General features: G+C 67.0%; 21 protein-coding genes. 10 read left to right on the forward strand and 11 right to left on the reverse strand.

The window, feature by feature from the left end; all coding sequences use genetic code 11:
• A partial coding sequence (locus tag ACR9ZH_RS15015; RefSeq protein WP_481291565.1) for an exonuclease domain-containing protein occupies window positions 1-360 on the reverse strand: 360 nt, incomplete at its 3' end.
• A gap of 218 nt (window positions 361-578) precedes the next feature.
• Here ACR9ZH_RS15015 and ACR9ZH_RS15020 point away from each other — a divergent pair.
• From ACR9ZH_RS15020 to ACR9ZH_RS15035, 4 genes are all read left to right on the forward strand, one after another.
• A complete protein-coding gene (locus ACR9ZH_RS15020) occupies window positions 579-1,964 on the forward strand; it encodes a porin (RefSeq protein ID WP_481291566.1) in 1,386 nt (461 codons plus the stop codon).
• A 481-nt stretch (window positions 1,965-2,445) separates the two neighbouring features.
• Window positions 2,446-2,697 (forward strand): hypothetical protein, encoded by a 252-nt coding sequence (locus ACR9ZH_RS15025; protein ID WP_481291567.1) that lies wholly within the window; start codon window positions 2,446-2,448, stop codon window positions 2,695-2,697.
• Window positions 2,698-2,818: 121 nt separating this feature from the next.
• On the forward strand, window positions 2,819-3,508 hold the full coding sequence (locus ACR9ZH_RS15030) for a carbonic anhydrase (protein WP_481291568.1): 690 nt from the start codon (window positions 2,819-2,821) through the stop codon (window positions 3,506-3,508).
• 9 nt (window positions 3,509-3,517) lie between these two features.
• Window positions 3,518-5,035, forward strand: coding sequence for a SulP family inorganic anion transporter (locus ACR9ZH_RS15035; RefSeq protein WP_481291569.1), 1,518 nt, complete (start codon window positions 3,518-3,520; stop codon window positions 5,033-5,035).
• 135 nt (window positions 5,036-5,170) lie between these two features.
• Here ACR9ZH_RS15035 and nth read toward each other — a convergent pair whose 3' ends face one another.
• The 4 genes from nth to ACR9ZH_RS15055 all read right to left on the reverse strand — a co-directional run bounded on the left by nth (window position 5,171) and on the right by ACR9ZH_RS15055 (window position 9,062).
• Complete coding sequence (gene nth / locus ACR9ZH_RS15040) at window positions 5,171-5,782, reverse strand: endonuclease III (protein ID WP_481291591.1); 612 nt, start codon at window positions 5,780-5,782, stop codon at window positions 5,171-5,173.
• A 20-nt stretch (window positions 5,783-5,802) separates the two neighbouring features.
• Window positions 5,803-6,417 (reverse strand): electron transport complex subunit RsxB, encoded by a 615-nt coding sequence (gene rsxB / locus ACR9ZH_RS15045; protein ID WP_481291592.1) that lies wholly within the window; start codon window positions 6,415-6,417, stop codon window positions 5,803-5,805.
• Complete coding sequence (metG, locus tag ACR9ZH_RS15050) at window positions 6,417-8,516, reverse strand: methionine--tRNA ligase (protein WP_481291570.1); 2,100 nt, start codon at window positions 8,514-8,516, stop codon at window positions 6,417-6,419. The genes rsxB and metG overlap by 1 nt, the downstream gene beginning before the upstream one ends.
• 99 nt (window positions 8,517-8,615) lie before the next feature.
• Window positions 8,616-9,062, reverse strand: a complete 447-nt coding sequence (locus ACR9ZH_RS15055; RefSeq protein WP_481291571.1) for a DUF2147 domain-containing protein — start codon at window positions 9,060-9,062, stop codon at window positions 8,616-8,618.
• Between the two features lie 253 nt (window positions 9,063-9,315).
• Here ACR9ZH_RS15055 and apbC point away from each other — a divergent pair, with 253 nt between their 5' ends.
• From apbC to ACR9ZH_RS15070, 3 genes are all read left to right on the forward strand, one after another.
• Window positions 9,316-10,401 carry an iron-sulfur cluster carrier protein ApbC gene (gene apbC, locus ACR9ZH_RS15060; protein WP_481291593.1) on the forward strand — a complete coding sequence of 362 codons (1,086 nt, stop codon included), beginning with the start codon at window positions 9,316-9,318 and terminating at the stop codon, window positions 10,399-10,401.
• 57 nt (window positions 10,402-10,458) lie between these two features.
• Window positions 10,459-11,025 carry a dCTP deaminase gene (gene dcd / locus ACR9ZH_RS15065; protein WP_089973877.1) on the forward strand — a complete coding sequence of 189 codons (567 nt, stop codon included), beginning with the start codon at window positions 10,459-10,461 and terminating at the stop codon, window positions 11,023-11,025.
• Window positions 11,026-11,110: 85 nt separating this feature from the next.
• Window positions 11,111-11,602 (forward strand): hypothetical protein, encoded by a 492-nt coding sequence (locus tag ACR9ZH_RS15070; protein WP_481291572.1) that lies wholly within the window; start codon window positions 11,111-11,113, stop codon window positions 11,600-11,602.
• A 148-nt stretch (window positions 11,603-11,750) separates the two neighbouring features.
• Here ACR9ZH_RS15070 and ACR9ZH_RS15075 read toward each other — a convergent pair whose 3' ends face one another.
• Together ACR9ZH_RS15075 and ACR9ZH_RS15080 are read right to left on the reverse strand one after the other, a co-directional pair.
• Window positions 11,751-12,164, reverse strand: a complete 414-nt coding sequence (locus ACR9ZH_RS15075) for an HIT domain-containing protein (protein ID WP_481291573.1) — start codon at window positions 12,162-12,164, stop codon at window positions 11,751-11,753.
• Window positions 12,161-12,832, reverse strand: a complete 672-nt coding sequence (locus ACR9ZH_RS15080) for a dienelactone hydrolase family protein (RefSeq protein ID WP_481291574.1) — start codon at window positions 12,830-12,832, stop codon at window positions 12,161-12,163. The genes ACR9ZH_RS15075 and ACR9ZH_RS15080 overlap by 4 nt, the downstream gene beginning before the upstream one ends.
• Before the next feature lie 138 nt (window positions 12,833-12,970).
• Here ACR9ZH_RS15080 and rimO point away from each other — a divergent pair, with 138 nt between their 5' ends.
• Both rimO and ACR9ZH_RS15090 read left to right on the forward strand, forming a co-directional pair.
• Window positions 12,971-14,293, forward strand: coding sequence for a 30S ribosomal protein S12 methylthiotransferase RimO (rimO, locus tag ACR9ZH_RS15085; RefSeq protein ID WP_481291575.1), 1,323 nt, complete (start codon window positions 12,971-12,973; stop codon window positions 14,291-14,293).
• Between the two features lie 10 nt (window positions 14,294-14,303).
• Window positions 14,304-15,095, forward strand: a complete 792-nt coding sequence (locus tag ACR9ZH_RS15090; RefSeq protein ID WP_481291576.1) for a DUF3025 domain-containing protein — start codon at window positions 14,304-14,306, stop codon at window positions 15,093-15,095.
• A gap of 99 nt (window positions 15,096-15,194) precedes the next feature.
• On the opposite strand, the gene ACR9ZH_RS15095 is transcribed toward ACR9ZH_RS15090, so the two are convergent.
• Window positions 15,195-15,830, reverse strand: coding sequence for a response regulator (locus ACR9ZH_RS15095; RefSeq protein ID WP_481291577.1), 636 nt, complete (start codon window positions 15,828-15,830; stop codon window positions 15,195-15,197).
• Between the two features lie 84 nt (window positions 15,831-15,914).
• On the opposite strand from ACR9ZH_RS15095, the gene ACR9ZH_RS15100 reads away from it, so the two are divergent.
• Window positions 15,915-19,463 (forward strand): ATP-binding protein, encoded by a 3,549-nt coding sequence (locus ACR9ZH_RS15100; RefSeq protein WP_481291578.1) that lies wholly within the window; start codon window positions 15,915-15,917, stop codon window positions 19,461-19,463.
• Window position 19,464: 1 nt separating this feature from the next.
• On the opposite strand, the gene greB is transcribed toward ACR9ZH_RS15100, so the two are convergent.
• The 3 genes from greB to ACR9ZH_RS15115 are packed head-to-tail and all read right to left on the reverse strand — an operon-like array spanning window position 19,465 to window position 22,723.
• On the reverse strand, window positions 19,465-19,965 hold the full coding sequence (gene greB / locus ACR9ZH_RS15105; RefSeq protein ID WP_481291579.1) for a transcription elongation factor GreB: 501 nt from the start codon (window positions 19,963-19,965) through the stop codon (window positions 19,465-19,467).
• Window positions 19,962-21,224, reverse strand: a complete 1,263-nt coding sequence (locus ACR9ZH_RS15110) for a tetratricopeptide repeat protein (RefSeq protein ID WP_481291580.1) — start codon at window positions 21,222-21,224, stop codon at window positions 19,962-19,964. The genes greB and ACR9ZH_RS15110 overlap by 4 nt, the downstream gene beginning before the upstream one ends.
• 2 nt (window positions 21,225-21,226) lie before the next feature.
• Window positions 21,227-22,723: a helicase HerA-like domain-containing protein gene (locus ACR9ZH_RS15115; protein ID WP_481291581.1), complete on the reverse strand. Its 1,497-nt coding sequence runs from the start codon at window positions 22,721-22,723 to the stop codon at window positions 21,227-21,229.
• Between the last annotated feature and the right edge of the window lie 34 nt (window positions 22,724-22,757).

Consider the following 22,757-nt stretch of genomic DNA (forward strand, 5'->3'; position numbering starts at 1 on the left):
CACCAGCACCGCGCGCTGGCATCCGGCGACCCGCACGGCCTCGCGCACCGTATTGAATACGTGGTCGAGCGCCTGGCGCTCGGGCAGGGCGCCGCGGAACGGGTGGTCGGGGTCGATGCCCGTCACTTCCAGGGAGCGCGGGTCGATGTTCGCGCCCGCAAAGGGCTCCACGTTCGCGGCGACCACCGGCTGGGGAACCAGGAAGCCCGAAGGCTCCATGGCGACGGGCACGACGGCGATCTCCAGCAGGGCGTCCCGCTCGGCCTCGAAGCCGCCGGTTTCGACGTCCACGATGACTGGCAGGAACCCCCTGAACCGCCCGGCCATGGTCGATGCGGTGCTGTTGCTCGTCGTATCCATCCGCAAAGGATATCAGCCCGGCGGCGGCCAGGGGCGCGCTCGTTAAGGGAATGTGCGCGTGTCGCCGATCTGTAACAAAAAGTGCATGGAACGGTAAACCCCTGGGCCCATTCTTCGCGCCGTTGGCCCCTTTGAGGATTTTCGGACAGAAAAATCTCAAACGGACTCAGGGGTTCACACAGCCAACTGCCATTCCATCCTTTCAGCGGAGACATCCCATGCGTTCCAAGTTGCTCACGGTGGCGATCGCCGCCGGTCTGGGCGTGACCAGCTTCTCGGCCCTTGCCGCGACGCCGAAGTCGCAGCAGCCGGCCCGGGTCTCGGTCGATGCCGCCACCCTCCAGCAGCTGCAGGCGCAGCTCGCCGCCCTCCAGGCCAAGGTGGCCGAACTCGAAAGCAAGCAGGAGGCCCAGGCCGATGCGCAGATCGAGACGGCCAAGGCCGTGAACGACGTGCAGGTCGCCGCTGCCAAGCCGACCGACGACCTGTCCAAAAAGGTCGAGAAGCTCGCCAAGATCGTGGACAACACCCACATCGGCGGCACGATGTTCTTCGACGTGACCAACCAGGACCACACCGAGAAGGTCGGCAACGGTCCCCGCCAGACCAAGGACGGCCACGGTTCCGTCAACGGCACCGGCTTCGACGTCAAGCGCTTCTACCTGGTCGTCGACCACACCTTCGACGACGTCTGGTCGGCCAACCTGACCACCGACTTCAGCTACCAGTCCTCGTTGTCGTCCACCAGCCTCTTCGTGAAGAAGGCTTACGTGCAGGGCAAGTTCGATCCGCTCTTCACCGTCCGCCTCGGTGCGGCCGACATGCCCTGGATCCCGTTCGTCGAGAAGTGGTACGGCTACCGCTACGTCGAGAACACCATCACCGACCGCTCCTTCGAAGGCGGTCGCAGCGGCGGCACCGCGACCGCCGGCGGCGTGGGCGCCTTCGGCAACTCGTCCGACTGGGGTCTGCATGCCCTCGGTGCGACGACCGGCGACAACTCGATCAACTACCAGCTGTCCGTGGTCAACGGCCGCGGCTACCGCAACCTGAGCCGCTCTAAGAGCGTCGATGCGGAAGGCCGCTTCGGCTACTCGCCGATCGAGCAGATGGTGATCGCCGTCGGCGGTTATTCCGGCAAGCGTGGTAACGACGTCGAAGCCGGCGCCCCGACCCGTACCGCCACCCGTGGCGACGCCCTCGTGGCGTGGCGCGACAAGACCTTCGGCGCGGGCGTGGAGTACTTCCACTCCGAGAACTGGGACGACATCCTGAAGTACCAGGGCACGGGTCCGGGCGTCGGTGTCGCTCAGGGTACCTTGAAGGACAAGGCAGACGGCTACTCGCTGTGGGCCGACTGGCACTTCGATCCGCAGTGGGCCGTGTTCGCCCGTTACGATCGCCTCAACTACAAGTACACCAGCCTCGCAAATGTCGAGAACGAGCTGAAGGACAAGTACTACAACGCCGGCGTCTCGTACGACGTGCTGAAGAACCTCAAGCTCGCGGTCGTCTACAAGCACAACAAGCTCGACGGTCCGTTCGCCACCCCGTACCACTACAAGACCGACGAAGTCGGCTTCTGGGGCCAGCTCAGCTTCTGACCGGTATCGGAAGGGAGTTCTACTCAAGGACGAAACGAACGGCGGGCGCGAGCCCGCCGTTTTTCTTTGATGCAGCCTCGCTCGCCAATAGCGTGAGGTGCTTTCGTTCTTGCGTCGCTGTTCGTTCGAGCGTGTGGTTAGTCGCGAAAGACTGTCGCGCGCGTTGCGCGCTCCTACAGGTGGTGTACGGCATGGCTCTCTCATGCTTTTGCGAATTGTCTCAGTGGAACTTTGGGAGTCAGCAAGCCCGGTGCTGAACGAAAGACTGGTCCATGCTTCCTAAAAAAACCCCTGGCACACTGCGTTTTCCGTACATCGGGGAGCCCAAGCCTGAACCACGGCGTCACCCCTCTTGCATCTGTCACATTCGCTCCGTAGCGTCCGCCGCATGAACCGATTTCCGGCCAACTCCATACGACGCATCGCGGGCACGCTCCTTGTGTTCCTCGCGCTCTTCGTCGCGTGCGCCGGAGTCCATGCCATGCCCAGCCACTCGGCTGACGCGGTCAGCCAGGCCCTCTACGTCGACGCCGGCGACGGGATGGCCGATCCGGACGACGAAGACCTCGTCTCGTCGCTGGAAGACAACAACTGCGGCCTCGACGATACGTTCGACGTCCCGCCCGAGCACGCGGTGACGATGCCGCGGCTTCGCCCCGGAAGCCTTCCGGGGTTCGTGCCACCGCCCCACGCGCATACCCGTACTTCCGAACTGCGCCCTCCGATCGCCTGACCCCGGCGCGTACTGCGCCATTCCGCTTTCGAAGTTTTTCCCCATGCGCCAGGCACGTCGCCAGGCGCCGGCGGACGCCATGCGTCCGTCATCCCCAAACGCTCAAAAGAAGGAATACGTCATGGAACGCCTCATTCAAGGTTTCGATCATTTCCGCCGCCACATGACCGCCGAGCAGCGCGACCTGTTCGCGCGCCTCGCTTCGGGACAGACCCCGCACACGATGTTCATTACCTGCGCCGATTCGCGCGTGATGCCCGAGATGATCTTCGAGGCGCAGCCCGGCGATCTGTTCGTCTACCGCAACGTAGGCAACATCGTGCCGCCGTACGCACAGCACGTGAGCGGTGTGGTGGCCGCTATCGAGTACGCCGTGACGGCGCTCAAGGTCCAGCACATCGTCATCTGCGGCCATTCGGACTGCGGTGCGATGAAGGCCCTGCAGAACCCCGCCGCTCTCGCGGGCAAGCCGTCGGTGGAACAGTGGCTCAAGCATGCCGACGTGGCGCGCTACGTGGTTGCCGAGAACCGTCCGACGATCCTGGGCGAGGAAGGCCTGCGCTACCTCACCGAGGAGAACGTGGTGGGCCAGCTCGAGCACATGCGCACGCTGCCCGCCGTCGCCGCCGCGATGGCCAACGGCAGCCTGCGAATCCATGGCTGGATCTACGACATCGCGAAGACGGAAATCACCGCCTTCGATCCTTCCGAGGGCCGCTTCCGTCCGCTCCTGGCCGGCGACAAGAACGCGCCCGATGCCACGCCGCACGCCCGCTTCTCCACGCCGGCACCGGTAGCCTCGGCCGCCTGAGGAACGATCATGCGCGCTTACTTCTCCCACGGCCTGTTTGGCCGCGACCTCCTCGGATCGGTGGTCGTCTTTCTTGTCGCTCTGCCGCTGTGCATGGGTATCGCCATCGCCTCCGGCATGCCGCCCAGCGCCGGCCTGATCACGGGCATCGTGGGCGGCCTCGTCGTGGGTGCCATCGCCGGTTCGCCGCTGCAGGTGAGCGGTCCGGCGGCAGGCCTCGCCGTGCTGGTGTTCGAGCTGGTGCGGGAACATGGCGTGGCGGCTCTCGGCCCCGTCGTCCTGCTTGCCGGCCTCATCCAGGTGGTGGCCGGCCTGTGCCGCGTCGGCGTGTGGTTCCGCATGACGTCGCCGGCCGTCGTGGCGGGCATGCTGTCCGGCATCGGCATCCTCATCGTGGCCTCGCAGTCGCATGTGCTGCTGGATGCCATTCCCAAGGCGCGCGGTCTCGAGAATTTCGCCGCGTTGCCGGCGACGGCATGGCAGACCGTCACCGGGACCGGTGACGGGCAGACGCCGGGCGCACTGATGATCGGCCTCGGCACCATCGCCATCATGCTCGGTTGGGAAAAGCTTCGGCCGGCGAAGCTGCGCTTCGTCCCGGGCGCACTGCTCGCGGTGGTGGCGATGACCGCGATCGCGCAGTTCGGCGCGTTCGACGTGAAGCGGGTGGACGTGCCGTCCAACCTGTTCGCCGCGGTGAACCTGCCCACCCTGGGCAGCCTGTTCGGTGTGTTCGATGCGACCTTGCTGGTGGCGGCGGCGACGTTTGCCTTCATCGCCAGCGCGGAGACGCTGCTCTCGGCCGCCGCGGTGGATCGCATGCACGATGGGGCCCGGACCAATTTCGATCGCGAACTGACGGCGCAGGGCGTGGGCAACCTCATCTGCGGCTTCCTCGGTGCGCTGCCGATGACGGGCGTGATCGTGCGCAGCGCGGCCAACGTGCAGGCCGGCTCGGCGACGCGCATGGCCACCATCATGCACGGCGCATGGCTGCTGGGCTTCGTGATGCTGCTGCCGTGGCTGATGCGCATGACGCCGGTGTCCTGCCTCGCCGGCATCCTCGTCTTTACCGGCGTGAAGATGGTCAATCCGAAGCAGGTCAAGGATCTCGCCGTGTACGGCAAGGGCACCGCGGCGGTCTACGTGGCCACCACGGTCGCCATCGTCGCCACCGACCTGCTCACCGGCGTGATCATCGGCTTCGGCTTGTCGCTGCTGCGCCTGGCCCTGCTGTCGTCGAAGCTGAAGATGGACGTGACGCACCACGACGAGCCGGGTAACGCCACGCTGCACCTCGAAGGTTCGGCCACGTTCCTGAAGGTGCCGACGATGGCGCGCACCCTGGAACGGATTCCGCCGAACACCCGGCTGTCGGTGATGCTGGATCGCCTGCACCACATCGACCAGGCGTCGCTGGAATTGCTGCGCGAGTGGGGCAGGAACGCCTCCAAGCGCGGATGCGAACTGGTGGTGGACTGGCAGGAACTGGGAAGGCGCGTCGAAGGTTCCAGGCGCACCGCCTAAAGAGCCGCTGCCTTGTAGGAGCGCACCTTGTGCGCGACAGCTTTTCGCGCCAGTCTTCAATGTTTCGCGAAAAGCTGTCGCGCACAAGTGCGCTCCTACAGGCGCACGGAGGTCGTGAACCGGTGCGAGCTTACGTCAGGGCTTCGTCTTGTGCTTGTACGCGCAGAGGTCGACGATCGCGCAGGAGGGGCATTCCGGTTTACGCGCCTTGCATACATAGCGCCCGTGCAGGATCAACCAGTGGTGCGCGTCCTGGATGAACTCCTTCGGGATCACCTTTTCCAGCTTGTCTTCCACCGTGCGCACGTCCGGCCCCCGGGCCAGGCCCGTGCGATTGGCCACGCGGAAGATGTGCGTGTCGACGGCGATCGTCGGCTGGCCGAAGGCGGTGTTCAGTACGACGTTGGCAGTCTTGCGGCCGACCCCGGGCAGTTCTTCCAGTGCCTCGCGCGTCGCCGGCACTTCGCCGGCGTAGCGGTCGACGAGGATCTGGCTCATCGCGATCAGGTTCTTGGCCTTGTTGTTGTAGAGGCCGATGGTGCTGATGTAACCCTTCAGCTTTTCCAGCCCGAGATCGAGGATCTTCTGCGGCGTGTTCGCCACGGGAAACAGCTTCCGCGTGGCCTTGTTCACGCCCACGTCGGTCGCCTGCGCCGACAGCGCCACGGCGGCCAGCAGTTCGAACGGCGTGGTGTATTCGAGTTCGGTCTTCGGATGCGGGTTCAGCTCGCGCAGGCGGCTGAACATCTCGACCACGTCGGCCTTCTTCACGGGCTGTCCTTTTTCCTGGCTTTGGCGCGGGCGAGCGCTTCGAGCACCGCGTTCTTCGCGGCGGGGGCCGCCACCTCCACCTTGCTGGCGGCGAGCTGGCGCTCGCGCGCCTCGCGCTCGCGGAGAAGACGGCGCTCGCGCCGCTGGAAGCGCCGGCGCGCGGCATCGGCATGTACGCGGTCGTCCGCCTGGGCCAGCGGCATCGGGTCCAGCACGATGCAGTCCACGGGGCAGGCGGGTACGCAGAGCTCGCACCCGGTGCAAAGGTCGGATACCACGGTATGCATCTGCTTCGACGAACCGACGATGGCATCGACGGGGCAGACCTGGATGCACTTCGTGCAGCCGATGCAATCGGGTTCGACGATACGTGCCAGCGTCCGCGGCTTCTCGATGCCGCGGGACGTATCCAGAGGCACGACCGGGCGATCGAGCAGGGCGGCCAGGCGGGCGATGCCCGCGGCACCGCCGGGCGGGCACCGGTCGATCGCCGCTTCACCGGCGGCGATCGCCTCCGCGTAGGGACGGCAGCCGTGGAATCCGCACTGCTCGCACTGCGTCTGCGGCAGCAGGTCGTCGATGCGATCGGCGAGCGTTGCCGTCACGGGAATCAGCGTACGGTGGCGCCCGGCGCCGCGCCCTGGTCGGCATCGAGTAGGAACAGGTCTGCCCCGCCGTCGCCGGCAGAGAGGATCATCCCTTCGGAAACGCCGAAGCGCATCTTGCGTGGCGCGAGGTTGGCGATGAAGACGACATTGCGACCCACGAGCTTCTCCGGTTCGCCGTAGGCGGCGCGGATGCCCGAGAAGATCTGGCGCTTGCCCAGGGGGCCCGCATCGAGCTCGAACCGCAGCAGCTTGTCCGAGCCATCCACGAACTCGCAGGCTTCGACCTTGCCGATGCGCAGGTCGAGCTTGGCGAAGTCGTCGATGGAAATGGTGGCGGTTTCGGTGGTGGCGTCGGTCATGGCTTTCGGAGCTTCTTTGGCTTTCTTGGCAGGTTTGGCTTCCGCGGCGGCCGCCTTGGCCTGTTCCGCGGGAGAGAAGGATTCCTTCGACGCCTCGACCATGGCTTCGATCTTCTTCGGGTCGAGGCGGCCGAACAGCGGCGAGAAGGCGTTGACCGTGTGACCGAAGAGTTCGTGGCGCGCGTCGGCGAAATGCTCCACGGTCGAGCCCAGGAATTCCTCGGCCAGCGCCGCTGTCTTCGGCAGGATCGGCTTCACCAGGGCGGTGAGCAGGCGGAACACGTGGATCGCGAGCGTGCAGATCTGGTGCAGTTCTTCACGGCGGCTTTCGTCCTTGGCGAGCTTCCACGGTGCCATGGCGGCGATATGGCCGTTGGCGTCGTCGGCGAGCGCCACGAAGCGACGGCAGACTTCGGCGAGGTCGCCGCTGTCGTAGAGCGCGACGGTGTCGTCGTAGCTCACCAGGAAATTCGGCCACCATGCGGACACCGGCTCCTCGAAGCGCTCGGCCAGCTTGCCGTCGAAATGCGAGTGCAGGAAGCCGGCGGTACGGCTGGCGATGTTCACCCACTTGCCGACCAGGTGCGAGTTCACGCGCTCCTCGAACGACTTCAGGTCGAGGTCCACATCGACCGGATTCTCGGTGAGCATGGTCGCGAAGTAATAGCGCAGCGCTTCGGGATCGAGACCGCTGTCGAGGTAGGTCCGCGCCTGGATGAAGGTGCCGCGCGACTTCGACATCTTCGTGCCGTTGACGGTGAGGTAACCGTTCACGTGCAGCGCGGTGGGCGTGCGCATCCCAGCGCCATGCAGCATCGCCGGCCAGAACAGGCCATGGAAATTGATGATGTCCTTACCGACGAAATGGTGCATCTCGGCGGTGCTGGCGGGACCGAGGAAATCGTCGAAGCGCAGGCCGGTCCGGTCGCACAACGCCTTGAACGAGGCGAGGTACCCCACCGGCGCGTCGAGCCATACGTAGAAGAACTTGCCAGGCGCGTCCGGGATCGGAAATCCGAAGTAGGGCGCGTCTCGGGAGATGTCCCAGTCGCGCAGGCCGCCGTCCAGCCACTCGGACAGCTTCGCGGTGACGCCCGCGTTCGCCACCGGCCTGCCCTGCGTGAACTTGCCGCCGAACCAGTCGCGCAGCAGGTTCTCGAACTTGCCCAGTTCGAAGAAGTAATGCTCCGAGTCGCGCAGGACCGGCGTGGCGCCGGACATCACCGAATACGGGTTCAGCAGGTCGGTCGGCGCGTAGGTTGCGCCGCAGTTCTCGCAGTTATCGCCGTACTGGTCGGGCGTGCCGCAGTTGGGGCAGGTGCCCTTGATGTAGCGGTCGGGCAGGAACATGTCCCGCTCGGGATCGTACAGCTGCTGGATGTCGCGGCGTGCAATGTAGCCGCCGTCGCGCAGGCGCATGTAGATCGCGGTGGCGAGCTCGCGGTTTTCCGGCGAGTGCGTCGTGTGGTACTGGTCGTAACTGAAGTGGAAGCCGGTGAAGTCGGCCTCGTGCCCGGCACGGATATCCGCGATGTATTCCTCGGGCGACTTCCCGGCCTTCTCGGCGGCCAGCATGATCGGCGTGCCGTGCGCGTCCTCGCCGGCCACGTACCACACCTCGTTGCCTTGCATCCGTTGCGCCCTCGCCCAGATGTCGGCCTGGATGTAGCCGAGCAGGTGGCCGAGGTGCAGCGGGCCATTGGCATAGGGGAGGGCGTTGGTGACGAGGATGCGGCGGGCCATGATTCGCACGGTCGGCAATGGGACCGGGAATTATGGCACGTGGCCCCGCCGCTTCATCGCTTTGCCGGCTTCCGGCCGCCGTGGCGGGTTTCCCTGGGCTTATTCCTGGCGGATCCACTTCTGGCTGCGGCCGATCAGCGAGAAGCCGATGTAGCCGTGCACGTCCAGGGTCTTGCCGCCGTCCTCCAGCTTCAGTTCGACCTTGTAGATCTTGCCCTTGGCCGGATCGAGGATCTGGCCGCCCGACCATTCGTCGCCGTCCTTCTTCAGGCCCCACATGATCGTCATGCCTTCGATGGGCTTGTTCTTGCGCTCGCCGTCGCATTTCGCGCAGACGGGGTTCGGGCCATGGTCCGACTTCAGTATCTTGGATACTTTGCCCTCGAGGAGGCCGCCGTGCTCGGTGATTTCCACGATGGATTTCGCCTCGCCGGTCTTGTCGTCAATCGTTTTCCACTTGCCCACGGGGGAGTTGTCCGCAGCCAGGGCGGGGAGGGCGCTCGCGGCCAGGGCGAGGGCTAGGGCGGTGCGGATCAGGGGCTTCATAGGCTTCCAGGCGTCCCATACGGTCAGGTATGGCCGAGCCTGACGAGGGCTGCGACGGGCGTCAAGCTGCATCGCGCCAGATGGCGGCCGGTCGCTCCCGCCCGTCGGCCGCGCGCGGTGGCCTCGACCGTGTTCCTGGGGTTTCATCCTGGGTTCCTGCGGGTCGCCACAGGCTTCCGGCGATTTCCCGCAGGGAGCCCGCCGTCGAAGGGGTGCCATAATGGGCGTCTCCGAAATCTCCCATCCCTTCCCCATGACCCAGCCCAGCGAAACCCTCGTCCGCGGCATCCTCGACCGCGTCATCGATCCGCATTCCGGCCAGCCGCTGGGCGCCTCCGTGCGTGCCGTCGGCGTGGACGGCAGCCGGGTCTCGGTGGACATCCAGCTCGGCTACCCGGCCGCTGGCTACGTCGAGCAGGCCAGCGCGGAGGTCAAGGCCGCCCTGGAGGCGGATCCGGCGATCGACGCCGCGGCCGTGTCGGTGGCCTGGCGTGTCCATGCCCATAAGGTCCAGGGCCAGCTCGCCCCCCTCCCGGGGGTGAAGAACGTCGTGGCGGTCGCCTCGGGCAAGGGTGGCGTGGGCAAGTCCACGGTCTCGGTGAACCTGGCCCTGGCGCTGGCCGCCGAGGGGGCCAACGTCGGCATCCTCGACGCCGATATCTACGGCCCGAGCCAGCCGCGCATGCTGGGCCTGTCCGGCAAACCCAGCTCGCCCGACGGCAAGAGCATCGAGCCGATGCGCGCGCATGGCCTGCAGGCCATGTCGATCGGCGTCCTGATCGACGAGGACGCGCCCATGATCTGGCGCGGCCCGATGGTCACCCAGGCGCTGATGCAGCTGCTGACGGACACCCGCTGGGACGCGCTGGATTACCTGATCATCGACCTGCCCCCGGGCACCGGCGACATCCAGCTCACCCTGTCGCAGAAGGTGCCCGTGTCTGGCGCGGTGATCGTCACCACGCCGCAGGACATCGCCTTGCTCGACGCCCGCAAGGCCCTGGGCATGTTCCGCAAGGTCGAGGTGCCGGTCCTGGGCGTGGTGGAGAACATGGCCACCCACATCTGCACTAACTGCGGGCACGAGGAGCATATCTTCGGCCAGGGCGGCGGCGCGCGCATGGCGGCCGAGGCCGGCATCGCGTATCTGGGCGACCTGCCGCTGGACATCCGCATCCGCGAGCAGGCGGACGCGGGACGGCCTACCGTTGCCGCCATCCCCGACTCCGACCTGGCGATGCGCTACCGCGCCATCGCCCGGTCGACCGCGGCGAAGCTTTCGCTGCAGGCGCGCAACAAGGCCATCAGCTTCCCCAAGATCGTCATCCAGAACACCTGAGTGGCGCGTCCCGCGACGTTCCTATACCTTTCCGGCTCCAGCGAGGGAGAGACAGCATTGAGCATCAAGTCCGACAAGTGGATCCGCCGCATGGCCGCGGAGCACGGCATGATCGAGCCGTTCGCTCCCGGCCAGGTCAAGGAGCGGGACGGCCACCGTCTGGTCTCGTACGGCACCTCCAGCTATGGCTACGACGTCCGCTGCGCGGACGAGTTCAAGGTGTTCACGAACATCAATTCGACGATCGTCGATCCGAAGGCCTTCGACGAGCGCAGCTTCGTCGACATCAAGTCCGACGTGTGCATCATTCCGCCGAATTCCTTCGCGCTCGCGCGCACCGTTGAGTACTTCCGCATTCCGCGCAAGGTGCTCACGATCTGCCTCGGCAAGAGCACCTATGCGCGCTGCGGGATCATCGTGAACGTGACACCGCTCGAGCCGGAGTGGGAAGGCCACGTGACGCTGGAATTCTCGAACACCACGCCGCTGCCCGCGAAAATCTACGCCAACGAGGGCGTGGCCCAGATGCTCTTCCTCGAATCCGACGAGGAATGCGAAGTGTCGTACGCCGACCGCGGCGGCAAGTACCAGGGCCAGCGCGGCGTGACGCTGCCGAGCACCTGAACGGCCTTACCGTCGCACCCGCGCCCGACATCCGCGCGCGGTAGACTCGCCCATTCCACGCCATACCGATGCACGGAGACACCGCATGATCCGAGTTCCCACCCTGATGGCCCGCGCCGCCGCGGCGATCTTCCTCGCCAGCATGCTGGTGCTGGCCGGCTGCCATCGTGGCGCCTCGAAATCCGACCACGTCACCGCGGAGCAGGGCCAGTTCGACTACACCATCAAGGCGTACAAGAGCGGCCAGTTCCTCGTCGACGGCGCCGTGCTCTCCGCCGCCGATACCGGCAGCCATTTCGCTTACCTGAAGGACCAGGGCAAGCTGCCGAAGACGGTGCTGGTGCTGCCCAGCGACGATTCCAAGATCCGCGACGCCCACCTGGGCTTCCTGGCCCGCATGCAGCTGGATTACGGCTTCACCGTCTACTACGACAAGAAAGGCGAACTGGTCCGCCTGAACGCCGTCGAAGAAAAGGCGCGCCAGCTTGAGGACACCCCTCAGAAGGCCTCCCTGCCGGATCGCATGAAGGGTAAGGACGCCTCCAGCGGCGCCTACGACCCGCAGACGCAGCAATAAGCCGCCGGCTTGTTGCGCATGGAGACAGCCGGCACGCTCGCGCCCCGGCTGTCTTGTGTAGGAGCGCACCTTGTGCGCGACATCTTTTCGCGAAGAGCGACAGGGCCTGTTGCGCCCGGCCTCAACGGCGTCGCGCACAAGTGCGCTCCTACAGGTGTAGCGAGGCTTTCAGGGCCTCCAGCAGACGCTCCGCCTCGCCTTCGCCATAAGCCTCCGCAGGGCTATGCCCCCACACAGGCCCCGGCCACGCCGGGTCGCCTTCCACCCGCGCCAGCACGTGTACATGCAACTGGCGCACAATGTTCCCCAACGCGCCTATGTTGAGCTTGTCGCAAGGCGCGACGGCCCGCAGTGCGGCGCCCGCCAGGTCCACCTCGCGCCACAGCGCGGCGCGATCGCCTTCCGCGAGGTCGGCCACTTCCACCATCCCGGGACGCCGGGGAACGAGCACGAGCCAGGCATAGCGGCGATCGCGCATCAGCAGCACCCGGCACAGCGGCAGGTCGCCGACGGAAAGCGTGTCCGCGGCCAGCCTGGCGTCCAGGGCGAAGGCCACGCTCACTTCAGCTCTTGGGCAAGGAAGGCCAGCGTACGTTCCATGGCCAGCTTGGCGCTCGGCTCGTCGTAGCTGCCGCCTACGTCGCGGTTGAACCCGTGATCGGCCGGGTAGACCCAGGTATCCATGCCGGGCTTCAGTTCGCGGTGCTTCTCGATCATTTCGGGCGGGATCGAATGATCGCGCTCGCCGAAATGGAAGACCACGTTGGCCTTCGCCGGCTCGGTGAGGAAGGGAACGTTGCGCGAGCCGTAATAGCTTGCCGAAGGCAGTCCCAGGCGCAGCGCGGCCAGCAGTGCGACGGTGCCGCCCCAGCAGTACCCGACCGTGCCCACCTTGACCTTGTAGCGGTCGGCGATCAGGGCCGCGGCAATGCCCACGTCCTGGGTCGGGCGGAGGAGGCCCAGCTCGGCGATCAGCTTCTGGCCCTTCTGCATGCCTTCCTGGTCATAACCCAGTTCCACGCCTTTCTCGACCGGGTCGAACAGGGAAGGCGCGATAGCCACATAGCCCTCCTCGGCGAAGCGGTCGGCCACGCTGCGGATATGCGCGTTGACGCCGAAGATCTCCTGGATGACCACGATCCCGCCCCTGGGCTGCCCTGAAGGCTCGGCCAGGTAGGCATCCATGCTTTCGTGCGGTCGGGAGGTATCGAGGATCAGGGTGTGGCCCATGGCATGGATCTCCGTCAAATGGGGTAGGGAAGCGGACTGCCGATCTTAACCGGGCGCCCGTGATCCCGGATTGACCGGAAACCGCGTTCGCCGCGAACGGCTATAATGCGCGGTTTCCTCCCCCCGGTACCCACGGTAATGTCCCAGGCCGCCCAGACCCAGAAGATCGGTTTCGTCAGCCTCGGCTGCCCGAAGGCGCTCGTCGATTCCGAACGCATCCTCACCCAGCTCAAGGTCGAGGGCTACGAGATCGTTCCCACCTACGATGCCGCCGATGCCGTGGTGGTCAATACCTGTGGCTTCATCGACTCCGCCGTCCAGGAATCGCTCGATGCGATCGGCGAGGCCCTGCACGAGAACGGCAAGGTCATCGTCACCGGCTGCCTCGGCAAGCGCCAGGAGCTGATCCGGGAAAGCTATCCCGACGTGCTTGCGATCACCGGTCCGCAGGATTACGCCTCGGTGATGAGCGCGGTGCACCAGGCGCTGCCGCCGACCCGGAACAAGTTCCTCGATCTCGTGCCCGACACGGGCGTGAAGCTCACGCCGAAGCATTACGCGTACCTGAAGATCTCCGAGGGCTGCAACCACCGCTGCAGCTTCTGCATCATCCCGTCGATGCGCGGCGACCTGGTCAGCCGCCCGGTGGACCAGGTGCTGATCGAGGCCGAGAAGCTCGTGAAGGGCGGGGTGAAGGAACTGCTGGTCATCTCGCAGGACACCAGCGCCTACGGGGTGGATGTCCGCTATGCCGAGCGCGAGTGGCGCGGCAAGGCTTACCGCACGCGCATGACCGAACTGTGCGAAGGCCTGTCCGAGCTAGGCGTCTGGACGCGCCTGCACTATGTCTACCCGTACCCGCACGTGGACGAGGTGATGCCGCTGATGGCGGAAGGCAGGATTCTTCCGTACCTCGACATTCCCTTCCAGCATGCCAGCCCGCGCATCCTCAAGCTGATGAAGCGCCCGGGCAACGTCGACAAGACCCTGGAGCGCATCCAGAACTGGCGCCGCCAGGTGCCCGACCTGACCATCCGCAGCACCTTCATCGTCGGCTTCCCTGGGGAAACCCACGCCGAGTTCCAGGAACTCCTCGACTTCCTGCGCGAAGCCGAGCTCGACCGGGTCGGCGCGTTCGCCTACTCGCCGGTCGACGGCGCGAAGGCCAACGATTTGCCGGGCCAGATCGACGAGGAGCTGAAGGAAGACCGCCTCGAACAGTTCATGGCAGTGCAGGCGGAGATTTCCGCGGCGAAGCTGCAGCGGAAGATTGGCAGGACGGTGAAGGTGCTGGTCGACGAGATCGATGCCGACGGCGCGTGGGGCCGCTCCAGCGCCGACGCACCGGAAATCGACGGTGCCGTGCGCATCGACGACGGCCAGCTGCTGAAGCCGGGCCAGTTCGTCGACGTCGTCGTGGAAGACGCCGACGCCCACGATCTCTACGGCCGCCTGGCCTGAGCCTGAGTCGATGCGCTACGTGGCGCCGACGCGGGAGGCGCTCGACAGGAGCGTGCTCGCGTCGCCTCCCTTGTCGGAGTGGGCGGCTTTCGCGCCGTTGATGGAGGGCGCCGAATGGCCCGCCGTCGAACAGCTGAACGCCCTATGGCCCGCGGGATCGCGCCATCGCTTCGTCGCCCAGGACAGGGCCTTGCTCGCCGATGGACTGCACTACGAAGAGCGCATCGCCGTTCACGGTGCCATCGCGACTCGCACGGAGAACTGGCACGACCTCTTCAATGCCTTCGTGTGGTTGCGCTACGGCGCGCTCAAACAGGCGTTGAACGCACGGCAGATGGCGGAGATCGCGATCATGGGTCCGCACGAGCGGTCGCGCCCGCAGTACGCGCTCACCCATTTCGACGAAGCCGGCCTGATCGTGACGTTGAGCGACGTGGCCATGCTCGATGCGTGGAACGCACACGACTGGCACCGGCTGTTCTGGACCTGCCGTGACGCGTGGCTGCGAGGCGAGGCACGTGTCCAGGTGTTCGGGCACGCCTTGCTGGAGCATGCGCTGACGCCGGGCAAGCTGCTTGTCGGAAAGGCCCTCGTTGTGATGGGAGCGGACGATGCCGCCAGGTGCTGTGGCGAAGCCATCGCTTCCGGCGCCATCCTCAACGATCCGCTGGAACTGCGTCCGCTGCCGGTATCCGGCATACCGGGATGGCATGCGGACACATCGAGCGAGTCGTTCTACACCAGCGCGCCATGCTTCCAGCCGTTACGCCCAGGCCGCACCTACCCGCCCCCATTACTGTAGGAGCGCGCAACGCGCGCGACATCTTTTGAGGCCGTGACACCGAGCTGGCGCGCCAGCTTCGGGACTGGCGCGAGAGATGCAGTACACGCAGGCGCGCTCCTACACCAACCCGTGATCGCGCACGTAGTCGAGCAGCAAGCCGTCGTGATCCACGCCCAGCTTGCGCATGGCATCGCGCTTCTGCCGGCTGATGGTCTTCACCGATTTGCCCTCACGCTCCGCGATCTGCTGCAGCGACATGCCTGCGACGAACGCCTTGATCACTTCGGTTTCGCGGCGCGACAGGGGCGCGCCCGGCATCGCCTCGGACACTTCGTCGGTCTCGTTGAGGATGTCGAGCAGCGTTTCGCTGAGGTAGGTCTCGCCACTCGCGACGGCGCGCACGGCGACCGGCAGTTCATCCATCGGCGCACGCTTGTCGACGATGCCGCGGGCCCCGCGGTGGAGCATCGACATCAGGGCCGCAGGGCGGTTGATCATGGTGAGCACGACGACCGCAAGCCGCGGATAGGTCTTCGCGATCGTCTCGATGAGCGCGAGCCCGTCGTCCTGCCGTTCGCTCGGCATGAGAAAATCCGTAATCACGACGTCGCAGGGGCGCTCCGCGAGCATGGCCAGGAGCTCGTCCGCGGCGCTGGCTTCCCCGACCACGTCGATGTGCGCTGTCCTCAGCGCCATTGCGCCGCCAACGAGGACCAGGGGGTGGTCGTCTGCCAGAATGGCCTTGAGTGGCATGTCTCGTGTTCTCCTTCCTGCATTGCGGTACGGCGGACTTCCCATCGATTATGCCCATGAAGGCCCCTCCGACGAAGCTCACCCGTGATCCGACGCCTGCTCCTGTTAATACTGTTCGTGCTGGCGGCCCCGGCCCAGGCGTCCCCGCAGACGCCGCCGTCGCGGGAGGATGCCGACTGGCTGCGCCGCCACCCGGTGATTACGGTGGGGGCGTACCAGGAGGGTTATCCGCCTTTCGAGGAGCTGCGAGACGGCGAGCTGGAGGGCCTGGGGCCCGACTACCTGCGCGAAATCGGCCGTGAGCTCGGCATCACCCTGCAGACGCGAACGTATGCCACCTGGCCGGAATTGCTTAGTGCGCTGGCGCGCGGCGAGATCGACGTCGCCACCTCGGTGACGCCGCTGGAAAAGGGCATGCCGGGCATTCGCGTCGGCGCCACGTATTTCGAGTCGCTTCCCGCGCTGGTGGAACGGGCCGACGCCCCCATCGTCCACCGCCCCGGCGACCTGCGCGGGAAGCGGCTCGCGGTCCACACGGGCTATTTCGACGTCGACGCCCTGCGGCGCGAGTTGCCCGAGACGACCCTCGTGGAGACGCGTTCGACCGCGGAAGCGCTGGCGCTCGTGCGTTCCGGCGAGGTCACGGCGTACATCGACAATCCCTATTCGGCGAGGGAGTTCGTCTCCAGGCTGGGTCTCGAAGGCGAATTGCGGGTCGGGGCGCCGCTCGCCTTGCCCATCAGCGCGCTCGCCTTCGCGGTGCCCGCGGACCGGGCCCCGCTGGGGCATGCCATCGACGAGGCGCTTGGCGAACTGACTGCGGCCGACCATGGCCGGCTCCGCGCGCATTGGGTCGGTCGCGACATCGCCCCCCGCCCGCGACAGGCCGGCATTCCGCTGAGCGAGAAAGAAAAGGCCTGGCTGAAAGCCTTGCCGCCTTTGCGCCTGGGCGTGGACCCGAGCTACGCGCCCTTCAGCCTGCTCTCGGGGAAGGGCGAGGCCGAAGGCCTGTCGCTCGACTACGTGCGCGAGATCGCCGCCGAGCTTGGCATCCGTCTTACCCAGGTGCCCAGCGAGAACTGGGCAGGCACGGTGGAAAAGGTACGGCGGGGAGAGGTGGACCTCGTCGCCGCGATCAACCCGCAAAGCGCCACGTCGCCCCAGTTGGAGCCGAGCGTCCCGTACCTCGATTTCCCGATCATGATCGTCACCCGCGAGGGAGCCCCCACCATCGCGGGAGCGGAGGACCTTGCCGGGAAGCGCGTGCTCGGAAACCTGACGCGCGAGCCGATCCGCCGCCTCCTGTCGCGCATCCCCCATGTGCAGGCCGTCCCCGCCGAGACCGAACGCGAAGGCATGCGACGTCTCGCGGCCGGCGAAGGGGACGCCTTCGTCGGCAACCTCGCCTCGGTGGATTACCTCATCCGCGACGCCTTCCTCGGCCAGCTGAAGGTGGCTGCGCCCACCGGCGTCGACGAAGCGATCGCGATCGGCGTGAGCCGCGACCTCGCGCCCCTGCTGCCCCTGGTCAATCGCGTGCTCGTGAACCTGCCGACGCACCGGCAGCAGGAAATCCGCAATACCTGGTTCGCTTCGCATTACGTGGTCGGTCCCACCTGGCACGAGATCGCCAGTCGCATCCTGCCGTTCGTCGCCGTGCTCCTCGTGTCGTTGATCGCGATCAGCTACGCGTACCTCAACCTGCGGCGCGAAACGCGCCGGCGCGAACGCACCGAGCGGCGCCTCGCCGAAGTCACCGCGCATGTGCCGGCGGTCGTCTACGAGGCCGTGCGCGCCACCGATGGCACGTATGCGATGACTTACGTCGGCGGCGATCCGCAAAGCATCCTCGGCATGGAGCCGGCGGAACTGCTGGCGGGGGAGGCCACGATGCTGGCCCCCGTGCTCGACGAGGATCGCGAGAAGCTCCGCGAGGCCTTCGAGCGTTCCGCGCGGGAGCTCCAGCCGCTGCACGTCACGGTCCGCGCGCAGGTCGACGGGCGCGTGCGTTATCTCAGTTCCGATGCGGTGCCGCTCGCAGCGGCGGACGGAAGCGTGCGCTGGAACGGCTATTGGGTGGACGTGACCGCGCAGGAGCTCGCGGCCCGCGGTGTCGCGCGGGCGCGCGACGAGGCGGAGGCGGCGACGCGCGCGAAGAGCGACTTCCTCGCCACGATCAGCCACGAGATCCGCACGCCCATGAACGGCGTCATCGGCCTGCTCGACGTGCTCGAGCGCACGCGGCTGGACGAAGCGCAGCGCGGCATGGTGTCGACGATCGAACATTCGGCCGAAGCGCTCCTGCACATCCTCGACGACGTGCTCGACTTCTCGAAGATCGAGGCGGGACACCTCGAGCTGGATCCGCAGCCGGCCGACGTCCGTGCCATCGTCGAGGGCGCGGTCGCGGTCCTCGCCGCGCAGGCGGAAGCCAAGGGCCTGGCGCTGCGCGTGGCCATCGATGGGGCGCTCGCGCCGTTCCTCCTGGTGGACGACGGGCGGCTGCGCCAGGTCCTGCTCAACCTGCTGGGCAATGCGATCAAGTTCACGATTCAGGGCGAGGTGCGCGTGGATGTCCATGCGGACGAGCGGCACGGCGCGCGGCAGCGCCTCCGTTTCGTCGTGACGGATACCGGCATCGGCATCCATGCGGCGAAGTTGCGCCACGTGTTCGCGCCCTTCAGCCAGGCCGACTCCTCGACGAACCGCCGCTTCGGCGGCACCGGGCTTGGCCTGAGCATCTCGCGGCGGCTGATCGAGCGCATGGGCGGCCACATCGCGATCGAAAGCGAACCCGGTCGCGGTACGGCGGTGACCGTGACCCTGGTCCTCCCGGTGGCGGACGCGCCGCGGCAGGCCACGCTCGCCGCGGAAGTCCCCGCGCCGGCGCTGCCTGCCGGCCGCCGCGATGCGCGCATCCTCCTCGCCGAGGATCATCCCGTGAACCAGGAACTGGTGCGCGTGCAGCTGGCCTTGCGCGGCTACGAGTGCGACGTGGTCGAAGACGGCATCGCCGCCCTGGCGGCACTCGAGGCGTCGCCGTACGACCTGCTCCTGGTCGATTGCCACATGCCGCGCATGGACGGCTACGAGGTGGCGCGTGAGCTGCGCCGGCGCGAAGAGGGCACGGGGCGGCACCTGCCGATCGTCGCGATGACGGCGGATGCACGTTCCGACCAGCGCGAGCGGTGCCTCGCCGCGGGGATGGACGACCTGCTGTGCAAGCCGATCCGGCTGGAAGCGTTCCATGCTGCCATTGGGCGCTGGCTTGCTCCGCTGGATGACGAGCTTCCGGCGCTCGACATGGAGCGCATGCGCCGCGCCTTCGGATCCGACGACAAGGTCGCCCTGGTCATACGCGCGGGGGTGGCCACCACTCGCGACGCATTGCGCCGCCTTCCCTCGCTGCTGGAGCGTGCAGACGCGGACGAAGTGGCGGGATGGCTCCACCACGTGCTGGGCGGCGTGACCGTGTTCGGCAGCTTCGCCATCGGCGAAGAGGGCGAGCGCATGGAGATGGCGCTGCGCGACGGCGGCAAGGTCGACCCCGTGTCCCTCGACGCGTTCGCGGCAGGCATCGCGCGCTTCGCGGATGGCCTGGAGCGGCGCGCGGCACAGCTCTCGCCGGTCTGACTCAGTCGTAGTCCACCGATACCACGACGAACCGCGTCCGGCCGCCGGGCAGCTCGGCCTCGAATTCGTCGTCGACACGTTTCTTCAGCACGGCGCGCGCCAGGGGCGAGTCCACGCTGATCCAACCCTTGCGCGCGTCCGTCTCGTCGGGGCCGACGATGCGATAGCGCACGCTCTCTCCGCTCTCCACGTTCTCGAGTTCCATCGTGGCCCCGAAGAACACCGCATCGCGCTGCGTGGGTGCCGCTTCGACCACCTTGAGCACAGGGATGCGCTTGCTGAGGTAGCGCGCCCGCCGGTCGATCTCGCCGAGCTGCTTCTTGCGATAGGTGTATTCCGCGTTTTCCGAGCGGTCGCCCTCGGCCGCGGCGGCGGCGAGTGCCTTTACCACCTCGGGACGCACGGTGTGCCAGAGGTGATCGAGTTCGGCCTTCAGCCGCTCGAAGCCGTCGCGCGTGATGATCGCGGTGGACGAGGGCGAGGGGGGACGCCAGCGGCTCATGACGGCACCTTGCGTGTACTGGCCAAGGTCGCGAGCAAGGCCTCGATGTCCGCGGCGAGTGGGTGCTCCGGATAGTCGGTCAACAGGCGCCGGCCCAGGGCCGCGGCTTCGGCTACCTGGCCCAGACGTTCGTGCATGCGCAGCGCGAGCAGCCCGTAATGCGGCGCGCCCATGTCGCGCGGCCAGGTGCGCAGATAGCCCAGCGACAGGTGAAGCGCGAGCCGGGTCATGCCGCCATGCGCCGCGGTGTCGGCCAGGGGGCCACAGGTGAGCGTGTCGTCGGGGAGGAATGCCGGGTCCACCTCGAGGCAGTCCTGCACCACGCCAAGCGCGCGGCGGGATTCCTTCGCGACCACGAGCGCGGCGATCCAGATCTGCCCGTGCACGAGCAGCTCGGGCAGGCGCTTCTGCGCACGCAGCAGTTGGCGGTAGCGCGCGTGCAGCGCAGGCGGCGCGAGGCCTTCGCGCAGCCGCTCGGTGAGGATGTCGGTCGCAGCCGGCACGTCGTCCCCTGCGATCAGGTTCACATGCGAAAGCAACGCCGCGTCGTCGTCGGGCTGCGCGGCCTCGGCGATCGCTATGGATTCCGGTCGATAGCCGAGCGCCTCATGGCGATGGTGGATCAGCGCACCCATCAGGTGGAAGTTGTACACGGTCAGGTAATTGGCGACGAGGTAGTAACCCAGCGTGCCGAAGAAGGTGGGGCCGTGATCCTGCAGCGCGTACTGTGCCGCCGCCTGGAGCAGGCTGCTGGCGAGCATGACCGCGAACAGCAGCAGGTAGGGCTTGCCGAAGCGGCTTATCGCCGCCGCCCATGTGACCGGATTCAAGGCGGCGCCGACCCCGTCGAAGGTCAGCGACATCGTGATGACCGGCAGCACGAAGGCAAACACCAGCGATACCAGCAATCCCGGAACGCCGAAGAAAATCGGTGCCAGCACGGCGATGGCGTTGCCGGTGAGCTGGATGAGGATCAGCGCGACGCTGGTCCTGTCTTCGCTGTTGATCGCCAGCTCCGGCGGGTCCGCATAGCCGTCAGCGGTGTGCCTGAGGCATTCGAAGGCGTACGTGTAGACGGCGACCCAGCCCAGGCCGATCACGAGCAGGCGCAGCCCGGTGATGGGGAAGAAGGTGAGCGCTTCGAACAGCGTGATCGCGCCGATGGTCATCGGCGCGGCGCCGCGCATGGGATAACGCCAGCCGATGCGGGCGCGCTCGCCGAACGGCATGCCCGCGTCGGCGAGTTCGTGCCTCGGCATGGTCAGCGCCTTCCGCCGAAGATGCTGCCCAGGATGCCGCGCACGATCTGCTGTCCGGCCCGCGAACCGGCGGTACGCACCATCGACTTCGCCATGGTTTCCAGCATGCCCTGGCGGCGTTTCGTGCCGAAGACCGCATCGCGCACCGCACCGCCCCAGTCCGTGCCGCCCTCGTCCTTTTCCTGGCCCTTCACCGGTGGCGCGTCGGGCGAGTTCTTTTCGCTGGCGCGCGCGGCGAGCCGTTCTTCCGCGGATTCGCGGTTGACCGGAGCGTCGTACTTGCCGCCGACCGGCGAGCGCGAACGGACGGCGGCGCGCTCCTCCGCGGTGATGGCGCCGATGCGGCATTCCGGCGTGGATACCAGCACCTTCTGCACCGGCGACGGAACGCCGCCGTCGCCGAGCGTGGACGCGAGCGCCTCGCCGGTGCCGAGCGTGCCGATCGTCTCCACCACGTCCAGCTTCGGGTTGCGCGCGAAGGTTTCGGCGGCGGCCTTCACCGCCTTCTGGTCGCGCGGCGTGAACGCGCGCAGCGCATGCTGCACGCGGTTGCCGAGCTGGCCGAGGATTTCTCCCGGTACGTCGTCCGGGTTCTGCGAGCAGAAGTACACGCCGACGCCCTTCGAGCGGATGAGGCGCACCACCTGTTCCACGCGCTGGCGCAGCGCGGCGGGCGCATCGTCGAACAGCAGGTGCGCCTCGTCGAAGAAGAACACCATCTTCGGCTGGTCGAGGTCGCCCACCTCCGGCAGTTGCTCGAACAGTTCGGACAGCAGCCAGAGCAGGAAGGTGGAATACAGGCGCGGTTTCAGGATGAGCGTGTCGGCGGCGAGCACGCTGATGACGCCGCGGCCGCTCATGTCCTGGCGCATTAGATCCGCCAGTTCCAGCGCCGGTTCGCCGAAGAACGCATCCGCGCCGTCCTGTTCCAGCTTGAGCAGGGCGCGCTGGATCGCGGCGACGCTCTGCGCGCTGATCAGCCCATAGCGCGCGGAGATGTCCTTCGCGTGCTCGGCGGCGAAGCCCAGCATGGCGCGCAGGTCGGCGAGGTCGAGCAGCAACAGGCCCTCGTCGTCGGCCACGCGGAAGATCACCTCCATCACGCCTTCCTGGGTGTCGTTGAGCTCGAGGATGCGCGAAAGCAGGGTGGGGCCCATCTCCGACACGGTGGCGCGCACGGGATGACCGGACTTGCCGTAGATGTCCCAGAACACCACCGGATTGGCCTGGGGCTTCCAGTCCGCGAGGCCGAGCTTGCCCAGGCGCGCCGTCAGTTTCTCCGAGGGGGCGCCGGCGGCCAGGGCGAGGCCGGCGAGGTCGCCCTTGGCGTCGGCCAGGAAGCAGGGCACGCCCATCCGGGAGAAGCCCTCGGCGAGGAGCATGAGGCTTACCGATTTGCCGGTGCCGGTGGCCCCGGCGATCATGCCGTGACGGTTGCCGTAGCGCGAGTCGAGGGCGACGGTGGCATCGTCGCCTCGTCCGATCAGTATCGTTGGCATGCTTCTTCCTTAGAGTGGCCTGAAGAATAACCTG

The sequence above is a fragment of the Luteibacter sp. SVR4-7G genome (assembly GCF_056755555.1).

Coding starts and splice junctions, on each gene's coding strand:
- ACR9ZH_RS15020 (WP_481291566.1), top strand. CDS start 579: ATGCGTTCCAAGTTGCTCACGGTGGCGATCGCCGCCGGTCTGGGCGTG.
- ACR9ZH_RS15025 (WP_481291567.1), top strand. CDS start 2,446: ATGCCCAGCCACTCGGCTGACGCGGTCAGCCAGGCCCTCTACGTCGAC.
- ACR9ZH_RS15030 (WP_481291568.1), top strand. CDS start 2,819: ATGGAACGCCTCATTCAAGGTTTCGATCATTTCCGCCGCCACATGACC.
- ACR9ZH_RS15035 (WP_481291569.1), top strand. CDS start 3,518: ATGCGCGCTTACTTCTCCCACGGCCTGTTTGGCCGCGACCTCCTCGGA.
- nth (WP_481291591.1), bottom strand. CDS start 5,782: ATGTTCAGCCGCCTGCGCGAGCTGAACCCGCATCCGAAGACCGAACTC.
- metG (WP_481291570.1), bottom strand. CDS start 8,516: ATGGCCCGCCGCATCCTCGTCACCAACGCCCTCCCCTATGCCAATGGC.
- ACR9ZH_RS15055 (WP_481291571.1), bottom strand. CDS start 9,062: ATGAAGCCCCTGATCCGCACCGCCCTAGCCCTCGCCCTGGCCGCGAGC.
- apbC (WP_481291593.1), top strand. CDS start 9,316: ATGACCCAGCCCAGCGAAACCCTCGTCCGCGGCATCCTCGACCGCGTC.
- ACR9ZH_RS15070 (WP_481291572.1), top strand. CDS start 11,111: ATGATCCGAGTTCCCACCCTGATGGCCCGCGCCGCCGCGGCGATCTTC.
- ACR9ZH_RS15080 (WP_481291574.1), bottom strand. CDS start 12,832: ATGGGCCACACCCTGATCCTCGATACCTCCCGACCGCACGAAAGCATG.
- rimO (WP_481291575.1), top strand. CDS start 12,971: ATGTCCCAGGCCGCCCAGACCCAGAAGATCGGTTTCGTCAGCCTCGGC.
- ACR9ZH_RS15090 (WP_481291576.1), top strand. CDS start 14,304: ATGCGCTACGTGGCGCCGACGCGGGAGGCGCTCGACAGGAGCGTGCTC.
- ACR9ZH_RS15095 (WP_481291577.1), bottom strand. CDS start 15,830: ATGCCACTCAAGGCCATTCTGGCAGACGACCACCCCCTGGTCCTCGTT.
- greB (WP_481291579.1), bottom strand. CDS start 19,965: ATGAGCCGCTGGCGTCCCCCCTCGCCCTCGTCCACCGCGATCATCACG.
- ACR9ZH_RS15110 (WP_481291580.1), bottom strand. CDS start 21,224: ATGCCGAGGCACGAACTCGCCGACGCGGGCATGCCGTTCGGCGAGCGC.
- ACR9ZH_RS15115 (WP_481291581.1), bottom strand. CDS start 22,723: ATGCCAACGATACTGATCGGACGAGGCGACGATGCCACCGTCGCCCTC.